23 protein-coding genes and 2 pseudogenes are annotated in these 15,557 nt (G+C 53.2%); 2 read left to right on the top strand and 23 right to left on the bottom strand.

What is annotated here, in order from left to right; genetic code table 11:
* Positions 1 to 14: 14 nt before the first annotated feature.
* Both B9A14_RS06815 and B9A14_RS18235 read right to left on the bottom strand, forming a co-directional pair.
* A pseudogene (locus tag B9A14_RS06815) lies at positions 15 to 1,214 on the bottom strand (IS110 family RNA-guided transposase).
* Positions 1,215 to 1,454: 240 nt separating this feature from the next.
* Positions 1,455 to 2,317, bottom strand: a pseudogene (locus B9A14_RS18235) (VirB4 family type IV secretion system protein); the annotation flags it as partial.
* A gap of 60 nt (positions 2,318 to 2,377) precedes the next feature.
* On the opposite strand from B9A14_RS18235, the gene B9A14_RS06805 reads away from it, so the two are divergent.
* Both B9A14_RS06805 and B9A14_RS06800 read left to right on the top strand, forming a co-directional pair.
* Positions 2,378 to 2,662, top strand: a complete 285-nt coding sequence (locus B9A14_RS06805; protein WP_084664978.1) for a hypothetical protein — start codon at positions 2,378 to 2,380, stop codon at positions 2,660 to 2,662.
* A complete protein-coding gene (locus tag B9A14_RS06800) occupies positions 2,652 to 3,050 on the top strand; it encodes a type II toxin-antitoxin system VapC family toxin (protein ID WP_084664977.1) in 399 nt (132 codons plus the stop codon). Before B9A14_RS06805 ends, B9A14_RS06800 begins: the two co-directional genes overlap by 11 nt.
* Here B9A14_RS06800 and B9A14_RS06795 read toward each other — a convergent pair.
* The 21 genes from B9A14_RS06795 to B9A14_RS06710 all read right to left on the bottom strand — a co-directional run bounded on the left by B9A14_RS06795 (position 3,040) and on the right by B9A14_RS06710 (position 15,540).
* Positions 3,040 to 3,669, bottom strand: a complete 630-nt coding sequence (locus B9A14_RS06795) for a TraC-like domain-containing protein (protein ID WP_084664976.1) — start codon at positions 3,667 to 3,669, stop codon at positions 3,040 to 3,042. The two genes, B9A14_RS06800 and B9A14_RS06795, sit on opposite strands and share 11 nt — an antisense overlap.
* A 4-nt stretch (positions 3,670 to 3,673) precedes the next feature.
* Positions 3,674 to 3,967, bottom strand: a complete 294-nt coding sequence (locus tag B9A14_RS06790; RefSeq protein ID WP_084664975.1) for a PrgI family protein — start codon at positions 3,965 to 3,967, stop codon at positions 3,674 to 3,676.
* A gap of 13 nt (positions 3,968 to 3,980) precedes the next feature.
* Complete coding sequence (locus B9A14_RS06785) at positions 3,981 to 4,838, bottom strand: conjugal transfer protein TrbL family protein (RefSeq protein WP_084664974.1); 858 nt, start codon at positions 4,836 to 4,838, stop codon at positions 3,981 to 3,983.
* A 70-nt stretch (positions 4,839 to 4,908) separates the two neighbouring features.
* The gene (locus B9A14_RS06780; protein WP_231967957.1) at positions 4,909 to 5,250 is read right to left on the bottom strand and encodes a hypothetical protein; all 342 of its coding nucleotides are present in this window, start codon (positions 5,248 to 5,250) and stop codon (positions 4,909 to 4,911) included.
* Positions 5,251 to 5,281: 31 nt separating this feature from the next.
* Positions 5,282 to 7,105, bottom strand: coding sequence for a VirD4-like conjugal transfer protein, CD1115 family (locus B9A14_RS06775; RefSeq protein WP_084667071.1), 1,824 nt, complete (start codon positions 7,103 to 7,105; stop codon positions 5,282 to 5,284).
* Between the two features lie 2 nt (positions 7,106 to 7,107).
* The gene (mobP3, locus tag B9A14_RS06770) at positions 7,108 to 8,376 is read right to left on the bottom strand and encodes a MobP3 family relaxase (protein WP_084664973.1); all 1,269 of its coding nucleotides are present in this window, start codon (positions 8,374 to 8,376) and stop codon (positions 7,108 to 7,110) included.
* On the bottom strand, positions 8,369 to 8,758 hold the full coding sequence (locus tag B9A14_RS06765) for a ribbon-helix-helix protein, CopG family (protein WP_084664972.1): 390 nt from the start codon (positions 8,756 to 8,758) through the stop codon (positions 8,369 to 8,371). The genes mobP3 and B9A14_RS06765 overlap by 8 nt, the downstream gene beginning before the upstream one ends.
* A 112-nt stretch (positions 8,759 to 8,870) precedes the next feature.
* A complete protein-coding gene (locus B9A14_RS17005; RefSeq protein WP_157109806.1) occupies positions 8,871 to 9,041 on the bottom strand; it encodes a hypothetical protein in 171 nt (56 codons plus the stop codon).
* 139 nt (positions 9,042 to 9,180) lie between these two features.
* Positions 9,181 to 9,336: a hypothetical protein gene (locus B9A14_RS17000; protein ID WP_157109805.1), complete on the bottom strand. Its 156-nt coding sequence runs from the start codon at positions 9,334 to 9,336 to the stop codon at positions 9,181 to 9,183.
* 59 nt (positions 9,337 to 9,395) lie between these two features.
* A complete protein-coding gene (locus tag B9A14_RS06760) occupies positions 9,396 to 9,806 on the bottom strand; it encodes a HEPN domain-containing protein (protein WP_084664971.1) in 411 nt (136 codons plus the stop codon).
* Complete coding sequence (locus B9A14_RS06755) at positions 9,803 to 10,132, bottom strand: nucleotidyltransferase domain-containing protein (RefSeq protein WP_084664970.1); 330 nt, start codon at positions 10,130 to 10,132, stop codon at positions 9,803 to 9,805. Before B9A14_RS06755 ends, B9A14_RS06760 begins: the two co-directional genes overlap by 4 nt.
* A 9-nt stretch (positions 10,133 to 10,141) precedes the next feature.
* The gene (locus tag B9A14_RS06750) at positions 10,142 to 10,393 is read right to left on the bottom strand and encodes a DUF2283 domain-containing protein (RefSeq protein ID WP_084664969.1); all 252 of its coding nucleotides are present in this window, start codon (positions 10,391 to 10,393) and stop codon (positions 10,142 to 10,144) included.
* A gap of 112 nt (positions 10,394 to 10,505) precedes the next feature.
* Positions 10,506 to 10,847, bottom strand: coding sequence for a nucleotidyltransferase domain-containing protein (locus B9A14_RS06745; protein WP_084664968.1), 342 nt, complete (start codon positions 10,845 to 10,847; stop codon positions 10,506 to 10,508).
* Positions 10,823 to 11,206 carry a HEPN domain-containing protein gene (locus B9A14_RS06740; protein WP_084664967.1) on the bottom strand — a complete coding sequence of 128 codons (384 nt, stop codon included), beginning with the start codon at positions 11,204 to 11,206 and terminating at the stop codon, positions 10,823 to 10,825. Before B9A14_RS06740 ends, B9A14_RS06745 begins: the two co-directional genes overlap by 25 nt.
* 54 nt (positions 11,207 to 11,260) lie before the next feature.
* Entirely contained in the window at positions 11,261 to 11,611 is a 351-nt protein-coding gene (locus tag B9A14_RS17550; protein ID WP_197686575.1) for a DUF3854 domain-containing protein, read from the bottom strand.
* Between the two features lie 13 nt (positions 11,612 to 11,624).
* On the bottom strand, positions 11,625 to 12,272 hold the full coding sequence (locus B9A14_RS17545) for a hypothetical protein (protein WP_197686574.1): 648 nt from the start codon (positions 12,270 to 12,272) through the stop codon (positions 11,625 to 11,627).
* Positions 12,273 to 12,630: 358 nt separating this feature from the next.
* The gene (locus B9A14_RS06730) at positions 12,631 to 13,749 is read right to left on the bottom strand and encodes a helix-turn-helix domain-containing protein (RefSeq protein WP_084664966.1); all 1,119 of its coding nucleotides are present in this window, start codon (positions 13,747 to 13,749) and stop codon (positions 12,631 to 12,633) included.
* Positions 13,750 to 13,830: 81 nt separating this feature from the next.
* Complete coding sequence (locus tag B9A14_RS06725) at positions 13,831 to 14,049, bottom strand: transcriptional coactivator p15/PC4 family protein (RefSeq protein ID WP_084664965.1); 219 nt, start codon at positions 14,047 to 14,049, stop codon at positions 13,831 to 13,833.
* Positions 14,050 to 14,118: 69 nt separating this feature from the next.
* The gene (locus B9A14_RS06720) at positions 14,119 to 14,526 is read right to left on the bottom strand and encodes a HEPN domain-containing protein (protein ID WP_084664964.1); all 408 of its coding nucleotides are present in this window, start codon (positions 14,524 to 14,526) and stop codon (positions 14,119 to 14,121) included.
* Positions 14,489 to 14,854 carry a nucleotidyltransferase domain-containing protein gene (locus B9A14_RS06715; protein WP_084667070.1) on the bottom strand — a complete coding sequence of 122 codons (366 nt, stop codon included), beginning with the start codon at positions 14,852 to 14,854 and terminating at the stop codon, positions 14,489 to 14,491. Before B9A14_RS06715 ends, B9A14_RS06720 begins: the two co-directional genes overlap by 38 nt.
* Before the next feature lie 92 nt (positions 14,855 to 14,946).
* Positions 14,947 to 15,540: a HEPN domain-containing protein gene (locus B9A14_RS06710; RefSeq protein ID WP_084664963.1), complete on the bottom strand. Its 594-nt coding sequence runs from the start codon at positions 15,538 to 15,540 to the stop codon at positions 14,947 to 14,949.
* Between the last annotated feature and the right edge of the window lie 17 nt (positions 15,541 to 15,557).

The following is a 15,557-nucleotide window of genomic DNA, read 5'->3' as shown; positions in this document are numbered from 1 at the left end:
CCTACTAACAGATGTCAAGGGGTATGTTTTGGGTTTTTATTTAAGTATTCAGGGTTATAGGGTTGGTTCTTTGACAACACGGCAAAGATGATGCTGCAAAGCTTGGAGGCTACAGCGGCCTGAGCCTGCTTGGGGTGCTTTCCTCTGGCGATTAACCTCTCCTAGTAAGCCTTTAGCGCCGGGTCGCGCAGGCGGGCTGTGCCTGCGGCAATCCACAACGCCCGCCGCAGGTAGGGCGAGCCCCGCTTGGACAGATGGGCACGCGAGCCCTCAAAGGTTCCGCTCTGATAGACGGTAGCATCCAACCCGGCATATGCCCGGAGCTTTTTAGCGTTCTCAAACCGGCTGATGTCACCAATTTCGCCAAGGATAGCCGCCCCGAGAACCGGACCAACGCCTGGAACGGAGAGAATCAATTGGTGCTCTTGCATTAGGTTGATAATGGCTTCATCCAGCTGCTTGACCTGGCCTGTAATGAACTCTAGTTGCTCCAGGAGAAGCCGTAGCTCCAGGGTGAAGGCGTCGAAGCCGTAGCGGACACCGAAGGAATTGGCGGCTCGCTCCTTAAGTTGCTGGGCTTTATCTAGGGAGAGACGCCCGTTGCTGTATTTCTTCAGCAATGCGGCAAGCTCACTCAGGTCAGCATTGGCCAGTTGTTCCGGGTCAGGGTAAGTCTTGAGGACCTGGAGGGCCGCCTGCCCGAATGCGTTACCAAAGCAACCCGGGAACTCGGGGAAAATGCGGTCGAGGATACCCAGGATGCGGCGTTTAATATCGCCTACGGTTTGCATGAACTCAACCCGCAGGCGGGAGAGTTCGCGCAACTGCACCAGAGGCTCATCGGGAATTTTGGTTTCTGTAAAGCGTCCGAAACGCAATACCTCGGCGACCAGGAACGAGTCTTTGCGGTCGTTCTTAGTCACGCGGATATAAAGGTTGCGCAAGCTATCGGACTGGATGGGGTTAATAACCTTGACTGTACAGCTAGCCGCTGTCAAGAAAGTGTACAAGGGTAGCCAATAATGGCCGGTGGCCTCAAGGCCGTAAATAACTTCACTCGCTCCCAAGGAAGCAACCCAGTGCAACAATTTTTCTACGCCCTGATGCGAATTGTTAAAGACCAGCGAACCACCTATCTGTTTACCAGTTTCATCAAGGATGGAGGCTTCATGCTTGCGTTTGCCCACGTCGATACCCACGTAGATAACGGACACGGGATCACCTCCCAATGGGTTCGTGGTGGGGATCCCACGACCTCTACGGGTCACAGCCTTGTGGGTTAGACGGGTTACAAGCATGGCTTGTCCCAACCTACTTAATCGTGATCATCCCGTAGAGGTGGGGCCTCAATCTGAAGGCCGGGCTTTTCTGCCCAAGGGGGCGGGTCGATTTGACCCCACCAACGGGATGAAATTTCGGTTATTAACTGTAATATCCTGCTACCTCTATACTACAAGGAGGCGGCACATCTCCCGGTACTCGCGCTCGGGGTCGATTATTATCACCTTGGAGCCCTGGGCCAGGTTGCGAAGGGCTAAGAGCTTTACAGCGAAGGACTTGCCTGCACCGGGCTTGGCCAGGACGGTCCAGTTAGAGTTCGTGCGGTCGCCTCCCCTCTTCCATATGTCCACCAGGACCAGGCCTCCGTCCCTGTCTCTCCCTAGCACCACACCGCTGCCGTCATTTATGCCGCTGGCCGTGAAGGGGAAGGAGGCAGCTACCGTCTCCGCAGGCATGTTTCTGGCTCCAGCCTCCTCGGTATCCTTTAGGAGTACGGCCCAGGGCCCTGCGGTCTTAAGGCCCTGCTCCTGGCGGAAGGTGGCGGTCCTGGCTCGCATTCCTGCTGCGGCCAGAGTGGCCTCTACCTGCCGGGTCCTGCGTTCCAGGGTCTCCTGGTCAGGGGCCAGCACCAGGAGCACTACCGTAACGTAGAACACCTGCTGCTGCTCCTGATCTATTTTCCTTAAAAGCTCCTGGGCGTCCTTTAAAGCCTGCTCCGTCCTTTGCATGACCAGGGCGTTGCCGCCTAATTCCAACCTGGCCGTGTACTCCCTATAGCCTTGTTTATACTCAAGAGTAACTCGGTAGGATCAGTGGGTGTTACATGCACGGAACACACCACGCCGGGTATGGCAGCCGCCCTGGCCAGCCAGGCTGGACCCACCCTGGGAGGATAGTTCGTCACTACCAATACTCTTGCAAGCTGGTCGCCGAAGGTGATCTGCCTTGCTCCAAAGTCCAAGGCCTGGGGGGATAAAATATCGAGCAGGCCGGAAAGGGGGTGTACTTGTTGGGGCTGCACCTTGGGTTTGCTCATTTACTAGCTCACTCCCTCGTGTTATACTTAATGTATAGCAAATCTCTGGGAGGTCCTGATATGGCAGAGAAGACACGCCTCAAAGCCATAAGATTTCCCGAGCACCTCATCCGCGAGTTGAACAAGCATGTACGGAGAGGCAAACAGAGCGACTTTATCATTAGGGCTACGGAAGAAGCTCTCCTGCGGCTCAAGCAGGCAAAAGCCCTCAAAGAATGCGCGGGAATATTCTCCCCTGACGAATACCCGGAATTTAAGGACCGGGAGAGCATAGAAGCCTGGGTAAGAAATTTGCGCCGGGAAGCAGAGGAGAGGCTGGCCAGGTGGTCCAGGAATGAAGGATAAAGCTCCGGTCAAAGGCTTTCTCTTGGACACCACGGCCTTAATTGACTTTTTCCGCGGGAACAAGCACGTCATAGCGCTGTTAGAAGTGCTCAAGGAGAAAGCTCCTCTGGCTGCCTGTCCTATAACTGTGGCCGAGGTATTTTCCGGAGCCAGGGAAAAGGAGCTGCCCGCAATAGAGCAGTTTTTATCGAGCCTGAAGTTTTATCCCATAGATTACGAGGCCTCCCGCCTGGCTGGCCGCTGGCGCTATACCTACGCCCGGAAAGGCATTACTCTTAGCCTCACGGATTCCCTCATAGCAGCCGTAGCCGTCCGTAACAACTTGGTCCTGGTGACGGCCAATGAAAGGCATTACCCAATGGAAGAGCTGGTTGTCCTCACCCATTGACCACCGGCGGCAGGTAGGGCCCTGCGAATAAAGGAGGCCTCTCGAAGGCGGCCTGGGCCGGGTGGAGGAAAACAAAAAGCAAGTCGATGATCTCCTGGTCCTCGCATATCTTCACCTTTAGCCCCGAGCGCTCCAGGTTGGAGGCCAGCTCGTGGGCCTTCTGCACGATTTCTTCCCGCTCCTTGCCGGGAAGGAGGATATAGTACCTTCTCTCCATGGCCTCCCCGCTGGATACTAGAGTACCCACGTACCTGATGTACTCCTGGAGGAGCTTTTTCCTGGCGGGACTGACCGCCTCCCTCGCTTTCTCCTGGAGCTCCCTTAAGTAAGCGTCCAGGTCCACCGGCCTGCCCAGGGAGAATATCTGAAAAGGCTCCTTCAACCCGTTTAAGGCCTCAAACACCGCGGTGATGATGCGCTTCTTCTCCGTCTCGCTCTTCAGAGAAAGGTTAAAGGGCTCCACTTTTAGAACTGCTGCCACCTGACCATCCTTCCTTACCAGGACTCCTGCGGTAATATCTTTAAAAGGCAGCCAGTCCTGGACGGCCTTCCTGGCCTCTTCCTGGCTTGCCTGCTTCTTCTTGGAGGCCTCCTTTTTACCTGGAAATTTGAGCAGCACAGTATCACCCTCCCTTGGTGATGTAGAGGTATCGCTTCTGGCTCTTAATCCAGCCGCGCCAGAGCCTGATGAGGGTGTAAAGGCTCTGGCCGTCAGGTCCCGGCCTGGTGACGAAGTAGACCAGGCCGGGGGGAATAATGAAGAGGACAGCCCGGAAAAAGGAATGAGTGAATAAGCCTGCTGCGAAATAGAGCAAAAGCCCTGTTATAGCCCCTGCCACCACGCTCATAAGCTCGAACCAGCCAAAGCCGGGGAAAAACTCAAACCTGGCTTTAACGTTCCTGGGTATGAGATACACTCCTTATCGCCTCCTAAACCCTTGTGAACATCCTCCGCATGATGTACCAGGTGCCCGCGGTCTGGGCCGTATGCCCAATAGCAGCACCAAGGCCGGAATGATAGGCGAACTGCCGCAAAACCGCAGGAGTCTTAAAGGCCACCCACAGCCAGCCGATAAGGAGAAAAAGCTTCAGGATATCTGCACCGAAGGTTATGGTCATCACCGTAGCTAGGAACCCCTTAATGAGAAAGACCTGTACGGCCTGGGAGGCTGAGAGCACCACGAGTTCCCTCCACCACACTGCGGCCACTCCTTCATCCGCCCGGGTCAAGCCCACGGCCATGACCGGTCCGACAGCCGCCAAGAGGGCCACCTCCACGCTACGTATACCCATCTGGATAAGGATTAAGGCCCAGATAACAATGGCTATCAAAGAGGTAATTATTATCAAGAAAGGTGCTGTCGCAGTAAAAGTTATGATGGTGTCCAGGGGAAATAGGGGCTGGCCCACAGACCCCAGATGGGCTACACTGTCGGCCAAGGCAGAACCCCAGAGATAAACATTTTTCACCATCCAGGGCCCGGCTGCTATGGCCCCCACGGCAAAGGCGGTACGCTTAAGGAGGCCTCCGGGGTCAGCTCCCGGGTCGCCGCCAAGATAGAGCACGTAGGAGCGTGTGGCCTCTACACCCACTTTCAGAGCTAAAAGGCTCCCCGCCAAAGTCTGGGCGAGCCTTATAGCGTTCTGCACGTAAACCGAATCGAGGATCTGTGTGGCCAGGGCCATCTCGTTCCCGGCGAACTGGGCAAAGGTGGTAAGGGCATTTTCAAAGATAGTAGCCAGGAATTTGTTGATGGCACCGATGATGAGGTTAAACAGGACCTCCATATCTTTTCCTCCTTAGAAGAGCAGGCCCGTAAAAGCCCGGGCCTGCCGTAAAAAGGATATTCCCCGAGGATTATTGAAAATAGGCCAGGAAGGCCTTAGTGATGCCTACAGCGCTCTCACCAATTGCTCCGCCGATCAAGACATTCCGCATAGCCCGGTTGTGGGCGGCAGCCGTGGCCGGGTCACCGTCGCTCATCTGCTTCATAAGAGCGTGGTACCCGATAGCCGCACCGGAAGCCGCGGGGATAATGCCCAAAAGCCAGGTAGTAGCATCGTTGAGAAGGTTTATAGCGCCCGATACGAATTCGGGCTGCCCACCAGGCGCGGCCAGTGCTACCCTGGTGAAGGTAAGCACAATAAAAGGTACATAAGGCATGGCTTTCTTAAAAAGAGCAGTAATCCTTTTAAACATAATTTTCCTTCCCCCTTACAAGATTTAGATGTTAGAGATCGAGTAGAATAGTTGATGCTTGTCCGGGCTCCCCGGCGTCTCCCTCGCCGCCCGCCTTCCCGGGCACCCATACCGGCGGGATCTCTCTCACCCCCTCTTTATCCTGGTCTATGTCAGGTGAAGGTTTTAGCTCCCCTGCTACCGACCACTCGGAAAGGTCCACCAGGGGCAGCCTAGCCGGGTTCTGGCCTATTTGCAGTATTAGGGCTTCTCCCCTGGGCCACCTTAAGACCTCATCCGGCAGGAGCAGGGGCCTGCCAGTCAATGCTTCGGTTGTTCCCTGGCTGTGGTCCGTGTACCTAACCTGGGAAGAGTAACTTTCGGTGGCTACCGTGTACTGTCCGGTCTTGGCGCTTATAACCTTTGCCGTCTCTATATCCGACGTAGCAAGATAAACCCAGGTGGCGCAGTTGGCAGTGATGGTCTGGGAGGCCTCCCTGTACCTGGCCTTAATCTGGGCTAAATCCTGCACGGCCAGAAGGAACCGCATACCCCGGCCGGCCGCTACGGTGAGCTTCTTGTCGAAGGCCGGAATGGCCGGGAGGTTGCCGAACTCGTCCAGGAGGAAGTTCACCCTTACCGGGAGCTTGTCGGCTTTTTTGGCCTCATCGGTCAAAGCCTGGTAGGCCTGGGAGATGTAGAGGGTAGCCAGCACGTCCCTGGTCTGCCTTTCGTCCGGGATGACGATGAACACTGCAGCTTTTGTTTTCCCTGCCAGGGCCATATCGTGGTCCTGGGCCGCGGTGAGGCAAATTACCTCCGGGTCCGCCCAGAGCCTTAGCTGCGCTGCCGTCCCTGTAAATATGCTGCTCCTCAACCTGTCTTCGGATAGGGCCGCCACACCGTAGGCAGAGCGTGCAGGGTGGTCCTGAGGGAGCCTTCTGAAGTACCCGTCCAGTTCCTCGCCCCCGCCTGCTCCGAGCTCGGCCAGCATCCTGTAGGCGCTCGCCAAATGCCTGGCTTTTTCAGGTGCTTGGTCTGCCACTGCCAGGGTCAAAGCTGCGGTAAGGCTCTCCTGTGCCTGCGGCCAGATAGGGTCTCCATAGTGCGGGTACTGGTGGGTTATTATGTGCGCTATGTCCCAGGCAGCCTGGCTGGCTTCTACCATGTCGTTACGTTTGAAGGCCTCCACTACGGGCAAGAGTGGGTTCCATCTATTTCCCCTCAAGGGCTGGCGGAGGTCTATAAGTACTACCTCGTAGCCCTGGCGCTTCAAATATCCGCTGGTCATGTGGTAGAGTTCACCCTTGGGGGCGGTGATTATCATACTCTCTCCTGTTTGAGCCAGGACCCAAATGGTGGGTAAGATTATGCGCCTGGACTTGCCGCTGCGGGTGGCCCCGATAACTAAGCAATGTGTCTCAGAGGCATCGAGCCAGGCAGCAAAGTATCTATCATTTCCTGCGCCAACAACAAAGCCCCCAATAGGGGGCCTCTCTGGACAGCGCCATTCAGTCAAGGTCTTAACTATCTCTTTACTGGTCCTCCACCTGGCCGTGCCGAACTGCCCGCGGCCTGCGGCCTCGGGGCCTCCCAGATCCTTTGCTTTACCCCTTAGCCGCCCGGGAGGCCACAGGATAGCAAGAACGGCAGCTCCTATTGCCGATTGCAGCCAGAGCCAGGCTATGCGGGCCCTTGTGTCCCGCATAAGTATTGCCGGACCCGTTAGGGGGTGGGCCAGGAGCTCCTTTTTCCAGACCTCCATGCCGGGCTTAAAGCCGTAGGCCTTTAGACTAGGGGGTAAGGTTAAAAGCCTGGGTATGAGGAACAGGTCTAAGAGCAGCAGGAGAAACAGCATTACATGGCGGGGTCTTATCTTCATGCCCTCTCCCTGGCCTCCTCTCTTTCTCTCTTCTTGCGCCTCTCCATTTCCTTTTGCGCCAGGAGCAGGGCCTGGGCCTCGGCACGGGTGCGCTCTCTTTCCAGAGCCCTCCAGGCGGCCTTCCATACGCTGTGGGCTATACGGCTGGCTTCCGTACGGATAACATTTCCTCCCTCCCTGGAAGCCTCGTCGTGCTGAAAGCGGTTTATGGCTGCTGCGCCTTTAAGTACCTCCTGGGCCACCCGGTCCCGGACGTCTTCGTAGGCCTTCCGTGCTGCTTCTTCCAGGGCCTCCGGCTTCATAGTGTAGTGGCTGGCGATCTGTTTAGCCAGTTCCTTGTAACGTTCCGTGGACTGGTTGAAGCCCGGCTGCCAGAGTATCCAGTCGGCTATCTCTCTAGCCTGGGCTTTTACTTCCTGGTGCATGTAAGCCAGGGCTATCCTGCCGTGGCCGGGCATTATTTCCGCCAGCTCCTGTAGCTTCTTCGCTAATATATCCTCCTGTTCTGGCTGGAGTACAGGCAGCATACGGGGCCTGTCCCCGGTTAGAGTTCTAGCTTCCAGCCCAGCCATTTCTATCTCCCGCATAAGCCCCGCCGCCCTGGCTATGTTATCGCGGGCAACCTCCCTGATCATGTCCCTGATAATGGTCTTCTCGGCTGCAAGGCGGTCTCTCTCATCCCTGAAGACCTCACGGGCAAAGGCGCGGAAGACGCCTTTCCTTTCCCCCTGCTCCAAGCGGCCCTGTCTCCTCGCTGCGCCGTGCTCTTCTTCCCAGATGACTACGTGGCAGTGGGGGTGGCCCTCCTTACGGTGGAAGGCGGCCACCCACCTGGCATGGTCCGGGTCCAGGTGCATGGCCTTTATGGCCCTGTTTACCCCGTTCTCAATGACGGCCTGCCACTTCTCCCTGTCCACCAGGCCCAGTTGCTCAGCATCGTCCTGCCGCAAGGACACTATCACCCTCCACACGGGGAGGTTGTGTTTAGCCAATTTCTTGCCCACTTCTTGCCACTGGGGGACCGGCTCTTCCTGGGGCCCGAAGAGGCCGGAGCTGCCAGGCCTCTCGGCTGCGTATTTGACGTGGCCGGCGGCGGTGTCCATAGCTATGGGATAATCATGGTCGCCTACCCGGTAGGACTCTGGATCTCCCCGGTCGGCCTCGGGCTTGGTGGCAATGTAGCGTATGTGGTTGTAGTTGTGGGACATTTTTCTGGTGCCGGGCTGGTAATAGGCTATGTTGACGATTACCACGCTCTTACTCATCCTGGTCATCTACCCTGAAGTAGGTTGCCGCTTTCTTCCGGGCCATGTGGTACATCTCTACGGCATCGTGCTTGCCCATGTCGGCTATGGCCTGGGTGTTGAGGTACATGGCTGCCGCGGCGGCATGGCCAGCCCTATATATGAGCTTTGCCAAGCGGTCCATCTCGGGTTTTATTGCCTTCTTGATAACCTTTTCCAGGGCCTCCTTGCCTTCCCTGGCTGCCAGCCCGGCGGCTTCCTCGCTCAGCGCCTGTTCCAGCATGTCCCGGACCAGATTCGCTACCGAAAGGCCCCGCCTGGCCGCTTCGGCCCGGAGCCGCCTTTCTAACTCTTCCGTTAAACGTACTAAAAGCTGTCTATTAAACTTACTGTTCTTTGCCACCTGTAGCCATCCCCTTTCTGTTTTCAAGCTCTTTGAGAAAGTCTTGTAAAATTTCTTTGTCCCATTCTTCATCCTCTGCGATAGCTTCTTCGATCAAGGCTTCAAAACGGGCCTAGTTCTCAGCTTCCTCTTCTTGCTGTGCAAAATACTGCTCGAGAATTTTTCTGGCCAGAGCAGCCACCGAAGGACAGCACCGTCGTTTGGCTTCGGCCTGTAGCATGTTATATAGCTTTTCATCTACCCTGAGATCGAGGCGTTTGGAAAGACGGCTCGAATTTCCCATGGTATTGCCTCCCGCGATACAAGTTGATAATGATATGCAAAGTGGTATACAAATTGGCATAGCAATGCCAAGGTAAAACTGGAAAATGTAATACGTAAAACTATACAAAACATTAAGTTGTATAACAAAAAGCTATCGCTTAAAATGTAGTTACCGCCTGGCTCTGCCAGGCGTGTGTAAGCGGGAGCGATAGCTCCCTTAACCTGCCTTCAGAAAGAAGCACGCCGACATCAGCCATAGCGTGGCGCTCCTCCCGTCCAGTTTGCCTGGTCCCTGGAATCAGGAAGGCCTGCATAGGCAGGCCTTCCAAAGTGATCCCCGCATAAACAAAGCGCCCGGGTGGGTTTTCCCGGGCTACTCTTGCTGCTCTATTAATCTCGCAGCTAAATCGGCAAGCTGCCGTAAGTATGTCCTTCCTTGTTCTAAATACTTTTGGACCTCTTCACGGGAAAAATCTTTATCGTCGTAGTCTGCCTCTGTCCTAGCCGTCTGCAAGGCATGAAGGAACCTCCCGACTTCTCTTGGGAGCAGGCCTCCTTTCACAAAAATCCGATTAACTTCACCTATGACCGCCGAGTGCTTGGTCGGGATTTTCGGCTGGAAAGCGAGTAGAGCCAAACATGCCCTGTAGAAGGCATAATACATCCTGTTGATAGTGCTAGGGTATTTCCCTCCCTGGAAGGCCCATTCGGCCTCATCCCAGGTTTGCCATGCCTTCTCTATCTTGGCCCGGGCGAACAGGTTCTTAAACTCGGTGTCGCTCATTGGATAATAATCCCTTCCTGGGTTATACTCTGATAAAGGGGCCCAGACCGAAATAGAGGAGACTCAAACTTCTCAAGGTCGTATATAAGAGGTATTAGCATTACATCCTCACTAAGACTAATCTCAAAGGCTTCGTCTAAGATAGCCTCGCGTATTTCCGTATCAAGCCTCTCAGTAACCACAAGAACATCAATGTCGGAATCCGGCTCGTAGTCTCCCCTTGCCTGGGACCCGAAGAGAATTACCGACTTAATGGGGAGGTTTTTCTTCCTCAAGGTTTCTACGTACAATCTAGCTATGTTTATCGCCTTCTGATTAGGTGACATAGGATCACCTCAGCCTGTTTGGGGTGTTCTTAGGTTATAGCCTGGGCCGGTAACCATAATGCGACCGAGGGGCAAGCCATCGGCCTCTAGACGCGATAAATCTATTCGCTTGCTCGCTTGGTCAATATCTAGGCCGACAAGGTTTCCTTCGGCGTCAAAATCCAGGACAACGCCGGGAGCTACTTCAACCGAGTCGGCGCTTTCTTTTGCCACAAGGTCTATATACAGGCTGTCAGTATCGGCATAGTAGTGGAATTTCATATTCTCAGCCCTCTAGTCTTTGTCGATTCTAAAATTGCGGTCAGGAAAGGCATTGTTTACTGTTTAACGATCCTCTGAGGGACGTTCAACCCCTGTCAAAGGATAAAAACAATCAAAACTGGTACTCTTTTGTTTCCGGTTGGGTCAAGATATGCCGGAGGAAGCTTCCTTCTCGCTTCATTAAGGCTTCAATCTCTTCAGGAGTATAGGCTAATGGTTCTACCGGCTCCATGATACGGGAAATAGCCTTACCAAGGACCTCCCACCTGCGCCAGGCCGGCATTTTAGAAAAGTCCCTGGAGATTACTACAAGGTCTATGTCGCTGTTCTCGTTCGCTTCGCCCCTTGCATGAGATCCATAAAGAAACACCTTGTCTACCTTAACGCCTTGCTCTTTCATAGCCTCCAGGAAGTCCCGTATTATTTTTTCTACTGCAATTCTTTCTTGAGGCATTGCACCACTTCCCTGGATTTGTTCAAGTATTCTTGGGCAACTTTCTTGGAATACTTTTTTATGGCCTGGTCCAGGAATTCTGGATACCTGGCCCCAATCGCAGCCGTATTCAAAATTGAAATGAATTCTTTTTTATCGTCGTCCAGGTTAACCTGGGCAAATTTGGCTAGCCTTACAAGATTGTGAATTTTGGGTGGGACTGTTCCTGTACGCTCCGCAATAATTGCTTTAAGGCCTTTCTCTACTGCCAGGTGGCACATGAATACAGTATAGAGATACCTGCCGGCTTTCCACATGGCTTCCGCAGTTTCCAGGTCATATTCAGCCTGTTTCAGCCATTCTCCCGCTTCCGGGCGCATACAGCTTTTTCCACCTTTCAAATTTATCGTATCATATGGGATAAGCAAGATCAATCAAAGGAGGCTTATCTCCAACCCAGCTACCAAGGTATCGTCTATCCCTTTTTCGTTTTTGCACCTGGCTTCCCAAACTGCCTCCCGGACTGTTATGCCCATTTTGCTCAATTCTGCTGCCAGCATTCTCTTGGCGGTAGCTACCGTCCTGTTCGTCTTCTGGTCCATATCATAGGCTATTACCACCTCCTTCGCCGACAGCTCCTGGACCACCTGAACCGCCGGTTTCCAGGAAGTGGCACCCGCGACACCTATGACCAGAGCGCCTAGATAGGCCGCGGCAATATCGGCCTTAAGGGGACCTTCAGTGATCCATACCCGTGGGTCCTTTATCTCTTCCGGCCTGGCCACATGGGCAGGAGTACTACAAGAACAACCGCCCTTGTTTACGTGGCCACTGAAAAGCTTGTATTTGACCGTTAGAAGTATCGTCCATCCTCCGTTGCAGGGCCTGGATCCGGCCCTGGCGGTCCCGGATGGGGATGAAATATCCTGGAGAAGGGTCAAAGGTCCAGTAATACCCGCCATGTTGACTCTTAGCCAGGTAGAACCCAGGGATTCCTTCCAAGTTATGGCCATTATTTATAAGCCTCCTACATATTACCCAGGGAGGTTCATTTTCCGGTACCGATTTGTAGCCGTTTCTCTTAATCTCTTTATCGTCTAGGCCTCGCCTGTGCAGATCCTCTTGGTGGCGGGGATAAAGGTATAAAAGCCGCAAGAAACTCCGGTATACCCGGTCCCGTACCTCTATGGGAGCCAGCTTTGCGCTTGCTACGGGTATTATCTCTTCCCGATTTCTCTCAAAAGTAACCCTGCCAGGCTCTAGCCAGTGGAGGTGGGCTACCTGGCCATTGCTCAAGATAACATGCTTAAACGCTCCTTCGCTAATTCTCATGCAGCTGCAAATATAGCTGTTGAAACCGCACCAATCAGGCTTGCCGCAAACAGGGCACGGGTGATGTCTTGAAGCCTTTATGAACCGCTCGTAATCCCGCCTGGCCACCGGCATCCCCACCGCCTCCTTCTTTTTTCGGCCTTCGGCCTTTGGCCTTCCGGCCTTGAGAGCAAAACACAGCCGCCCGGCCGGGCGGCAAGGGTCGCCGGAGGCGAGGCCGAGGAATAAATGGAGGGGACCCGCCCGAAGGGCGGGGAGGAGGCTGTTTATGCCGCAGGCCCTTGCCCTTGCCGGCCCCGGCCCAGGGCGGCAGTAAAATAGAAAGGCAGCCGGAAGGCCAGGAGGCTTAAAGTAATTATGATGATAAAAGCAGCAGGAGGGCGAAAGTCTTCCTGCTGCTTACCGCTTTGATACAGCCCGCCGCGACGCCGGACCGAAGGGACAGGCGTGGCGGCGGCACAAGGCTTGTCGGCTAGACCAGCCGGTATAGGTCTCTATACTTATCGTCCTTGCTGGCGTCTGGGAGCTTTAGAGCCGGAGGGCTTTTGGGGTTCGTTCGCCTCTTTCTCGCCTTCACTGGCAAGTGCTGATAATCCTCCCGGCAGGCCTCGAGTAACCATCCTGGTGCGTTAATTTTCTCTTTACCCACCTCTACCATTGCGATCTTTGTCAGCACATACTCCAAGGAGTAGTTCATTAACTCCTCCAAGGCTCTACCTGTTAGAGGTTGGCCCGTTGCTTTTATGAACGCTTCCTGGATTTCGCGGGCTGGGCCAGCGGAGATATGGTCTTGGATTATTTCATGAGTGTTATCATTAAAGCTAATCCGGGACGATTTTTCTCCCAAATAAATTCCCCCGTTGGTCCAGTTAGGCTGGTGATTAACTAAAGTTTCATCTTGTACACTAGCACCTAGACTAGAAATCGCATTAGTCTGTGAGCCCGGCATTAAGTTCTCTTGCAAATCATGCGGATCCGGATTGGTACCTACCGAATTGAGAGTTTCAGGGATGGCCTCGACCTTACAACTAGTTCCGGTCAAGGGAATTTTCGGAGTCTCAGCGATGGGGGCCTTATTTACAACAACAACATTATTATTCTTAAGTGAGTCTTCTTCAGTGGCTCTGTCAGAACCTAGGTCGGTTCTGTCAGAACCTACTACCCCCGGGGGGTAGTAGGTTCCTGTAGAACCTACCCCTGTCATGTAGCGACAGGGTAGGTTCTGTGAGAACCTACTACCCTGGGTAGGTATCTCGCTTCCCTCTGAAGCAGGAACCTTAGGGTCGAGTAATATGTAAACGTTGCTGGTATATTCACCACTTTCATTTTGACGAATCTCTTTTAGTAGTAGACCTTTTTCTTCCAGTTCAGCCAGTGCCCTTTTCACAGTGGCGCGACTAATGCCACAATGTGCAGCAATATTGGAAATAGAGGGGAAAGCTACCCGGTTTTCCCCTGCACATCTTGCAAGATATAACCTTACCACCAGGGCATAACAGGAAAGGTTACAGTCGAAGATAGAATTGCTCTCCCAGAACCAGTTCTTCCTCCTGCCATCCTGCAAGATAATTGGGGTATCGGATACTAGCATAAAGATCGCCTCCGGGTATTGGGACTGTCAAAAAAATAGCCGGTGGCGCTATTACCACCGGCTAGGCCCGGAAGAAGAACTTTAAGAAGCTTGCTGTTTGTGTTCCCCGGCCACTTGTTCCAGGGCTCTTACCACTTCCAGCAGGAGCTCCCGTTTAAAGGCCACACCTTTCCGCGAGGGTTTCCACTCCTGCTGGGCAGCGTTGTAGTAGTACACCCGGATATCGATATACTCGATACCTTTGTAGGTGCCGGACTGGATCCTCAGCTGTTCATTCCCGCTCTTGTTAATGGTTATCAAGGTTGAACCCCCTTTGCTGTGCTTTTAAATAAAAAAGCCGGTGGCGAAAGCACCACCGGCCATAATTGCTTAGTCGCTTCTTTCCCTTACTTTAACAAAGTCTCTCACCCGTTTAGCAATATCCAAGGCTTTCTTTGCATCGTCTTCATTAGGTAGGCCTTCAGGCAGGCTTCCCACAGGGGCGGTTGGGTACCGAGTCGGAATGTAATACATATCCAGTATCAGAGCATCCTCTTTTAGTTCTTCAATTTCAGCGCCTGCCTGCTGGCATAGACCTACGAGGACAGGTAGCTTATGTATCCTGGGTGGATTTATTCTATGTTTTACGAGGAATGCTTTCAGGTACTTTTCGGCAGCCTGGTGAGAGTGAAAACAGGCTAAATTATATAACCCTGCTTTGATGAGTTCTTCAGCGGCCTTCAGATCATCATCAGCATACCTAACCCAGGCCATGTATTCTTGCTCCCCCGCTATCATAAAGCACAACCCCCTTTTTTACCACCTCTTCCTTCAAGAACAGATTCTCGTCTTCCATCATCTGTCTGAACTCCTCTGGCGTATATACGAGAAAATCTACTCCTACCTGCGGCTTGGTTAGTGTGGCCAAAAACAATAGCCTGTCTATAAATCGCATGTCTGTTTTCATGACTACCAGAAGGTCAAGATCACTATGTTCCTGCGCCCTGCCTCCTGCGAGAGAACCGAAAAGAATAATTTTCTCCGGGCGGCAGTTTTCAATAATAATACCACTTATCCGTTTTAGCTCTTCTTTGAGATATTGCCTATTACCCCCGCCTAAATCTATAGCCAAGGAAATCGCTCCTTTCTCCCTATCTCGAACAGCACTTTAGAAAACGGCCGGTGTTACCCTCACTACCGGCCGGGAAGCCACAATGCTTATAAAATGACCTTGCCTTTTTCAATTATTTCATCATGCAAGAACTCGCCATTGTGAGCATTAAGATATTGCTCCACCGAATATGGCCTCGGGGAGATATCGAAATCTACCTCCTCAGCTATCTTCTTCAGCAGCACTGCCTCCTCAATACGGTCTTTGCCCAGGTCCAGACTTATAATGGCCACATCAATGTCGCTATCCTCACGGGCATGACCTGTAGCATGGGAACCAAAAAGAATAGCTCGGTATACTCGGATATTGTTCTTCCGCAATAGATTTATATACTCACGTACAGTCATCTCAACTTGTCTGCCAGCCATCGGAACCACCCTTTCGGTTTCTTCAACAATTTGCCTGGTATACTTTTCCGTGCACTTTGCAGCTAGTTTTGCCTTATCTTCAGGGTAACGGCACTCAATGTAATACACCGTCAGCCTCCGGAGAAAGTCACGCTCCGTTTCGTCAAGTTCCTCAAGAAGACCAGTAAGCTTGGCTAATACTACAAGATCGTGCTTGCGCGGTGGAACCCTCCCGAATTTCTTGAGATATACCGCCTTGAAAGCCTTTTCCAAAGCCTGCTGGCACAGGAACACAGTCTATAAATACCGTT

Source organism: Thermanaeromonas toyohensis ToBE, from assembly GCF_900176005.1.
GTDB classification, from domain to species: Bacteria; Bacillota; DSM-521; order Neomoorellales; family Neomoorellaceae; genus Thermanaeromonas; species Thermanaeromonas toyohensis.
The sequence above is the reverse complement of the archived record's forward strand: the minus strand, read 5'-3'. Positions and strand labels throughout refer to the sequence as shown.

Excerpts from the sequence above, each read along its gene's own strand:
- B9A14_RS06805 (WP_084664978.1), top strand. The coding sequence starts at position 2,378 with ATGGCAGAGAAGACACGCCTCAAAGCCATAAGATTTCCCGAGCACCTC.
- B9A14_RS06800 (WP_084664977.1), top strand. The coding sequence starts at position 2,652 with ATGAAGGATAAAGCTCCGGTCAAAGGCTTTCTCTTGGACACCACGGCC.
- B9A14_RS06785 (WP_084664974.1), bottom strand. The coding sequence starts at position 4,838 with ATGGAGGTCCTGTTTAACCTCATCATCGGTGCCATCAACAAATTCCTG.
- B9A14_RS06780 (WP_231967957.1), bottom strand. The coding sequence starts at position 5,250 with ATGTTTAAAAGGATTACTGCTCTTTTTAAGAAAGCCATGCCTTATGTA.
- mobP3 (WP_084664973.1), bottom strand. The coding sequence starts at position 8,376 with ATGAGTAAGAGCGTGGTAATCGTCAACATAGCCTATTACCAGCCCGGC.
- B9A14_RS17005 (WP_157109806.1), bottom strand. The coding sequence starts at position 9,041 with ATGGGAAATTCGAGCCGTCTTTCCAAACGCCTCGATCTCAGGGTAGAT.
- B9A14_RS17000 (WP_157109805.1), bottom strand. The coding sequence starts at position 9,336 with ATGCAGGCCTTCCTGATTCCAGGGACCAGGCAAACTGGACGGGAGGAG.
- B9A14_RS06760 (WP_084664971.1), bottom strand. The coding sequence starts at position 9,806 with ATGAGCGACACCGAGTTTAAGAACCTGTTCGCCCGGGCCAAGATAGAG.
- B9A14_RS06755 (WP_084664970.1), bottom strand. The coding sequence starts at position 10,132 with ATGTCACCTAATCAGAAGGCGATAAACATAGCTAGATTGTACGTAGAA.
- B9A14_RS06750 (WP_084664969.1), bottom strand. The coding sequence starts at position 10,393 with ATGAAATTCCACTACTATGCCGATACTGACAGCCTGTATATAGACCTT.
- B9A14_RS06745 (WP_084664968.1), bottom strand. The coding sequence starts at position 10,847 with ATGCCTCAAGAAAGAATTGCAGTAGAAAAAATAATACGGGACTTCCTG.
- B9A14_RS06740 (WP_084664967.1), bottom strand. The coding sequence starts at position 11,206 with ATGCGCCCGGAAGCGGGAGAATGGCTGAAACAGGCTGAATATGACCTG.
- B9A14_RS17545 (WP_197686574.1), bottom strand. The coding sequence starts at position 12,272 with ATGCCGGTGGCCAGGCGGGATTACGAGCGGTTCATAAAGGCTTCAAGA.
- B9A14_RS06730 (WP_084664966.1), bottom strand. The coding sequence starts at position 13,749 with ATGCTAGTATCCGATACCCCAATTATCTTGCAGGATGGCAGGAGGAAG.
- B9A14_RS06720 (WP_084664964.1), bottom strand. The coding sequence starts at position 14,526 with ATGATAGCGGGGGAGCAAGAATACATGGCCTGGGTTAGGTATGCTGAT.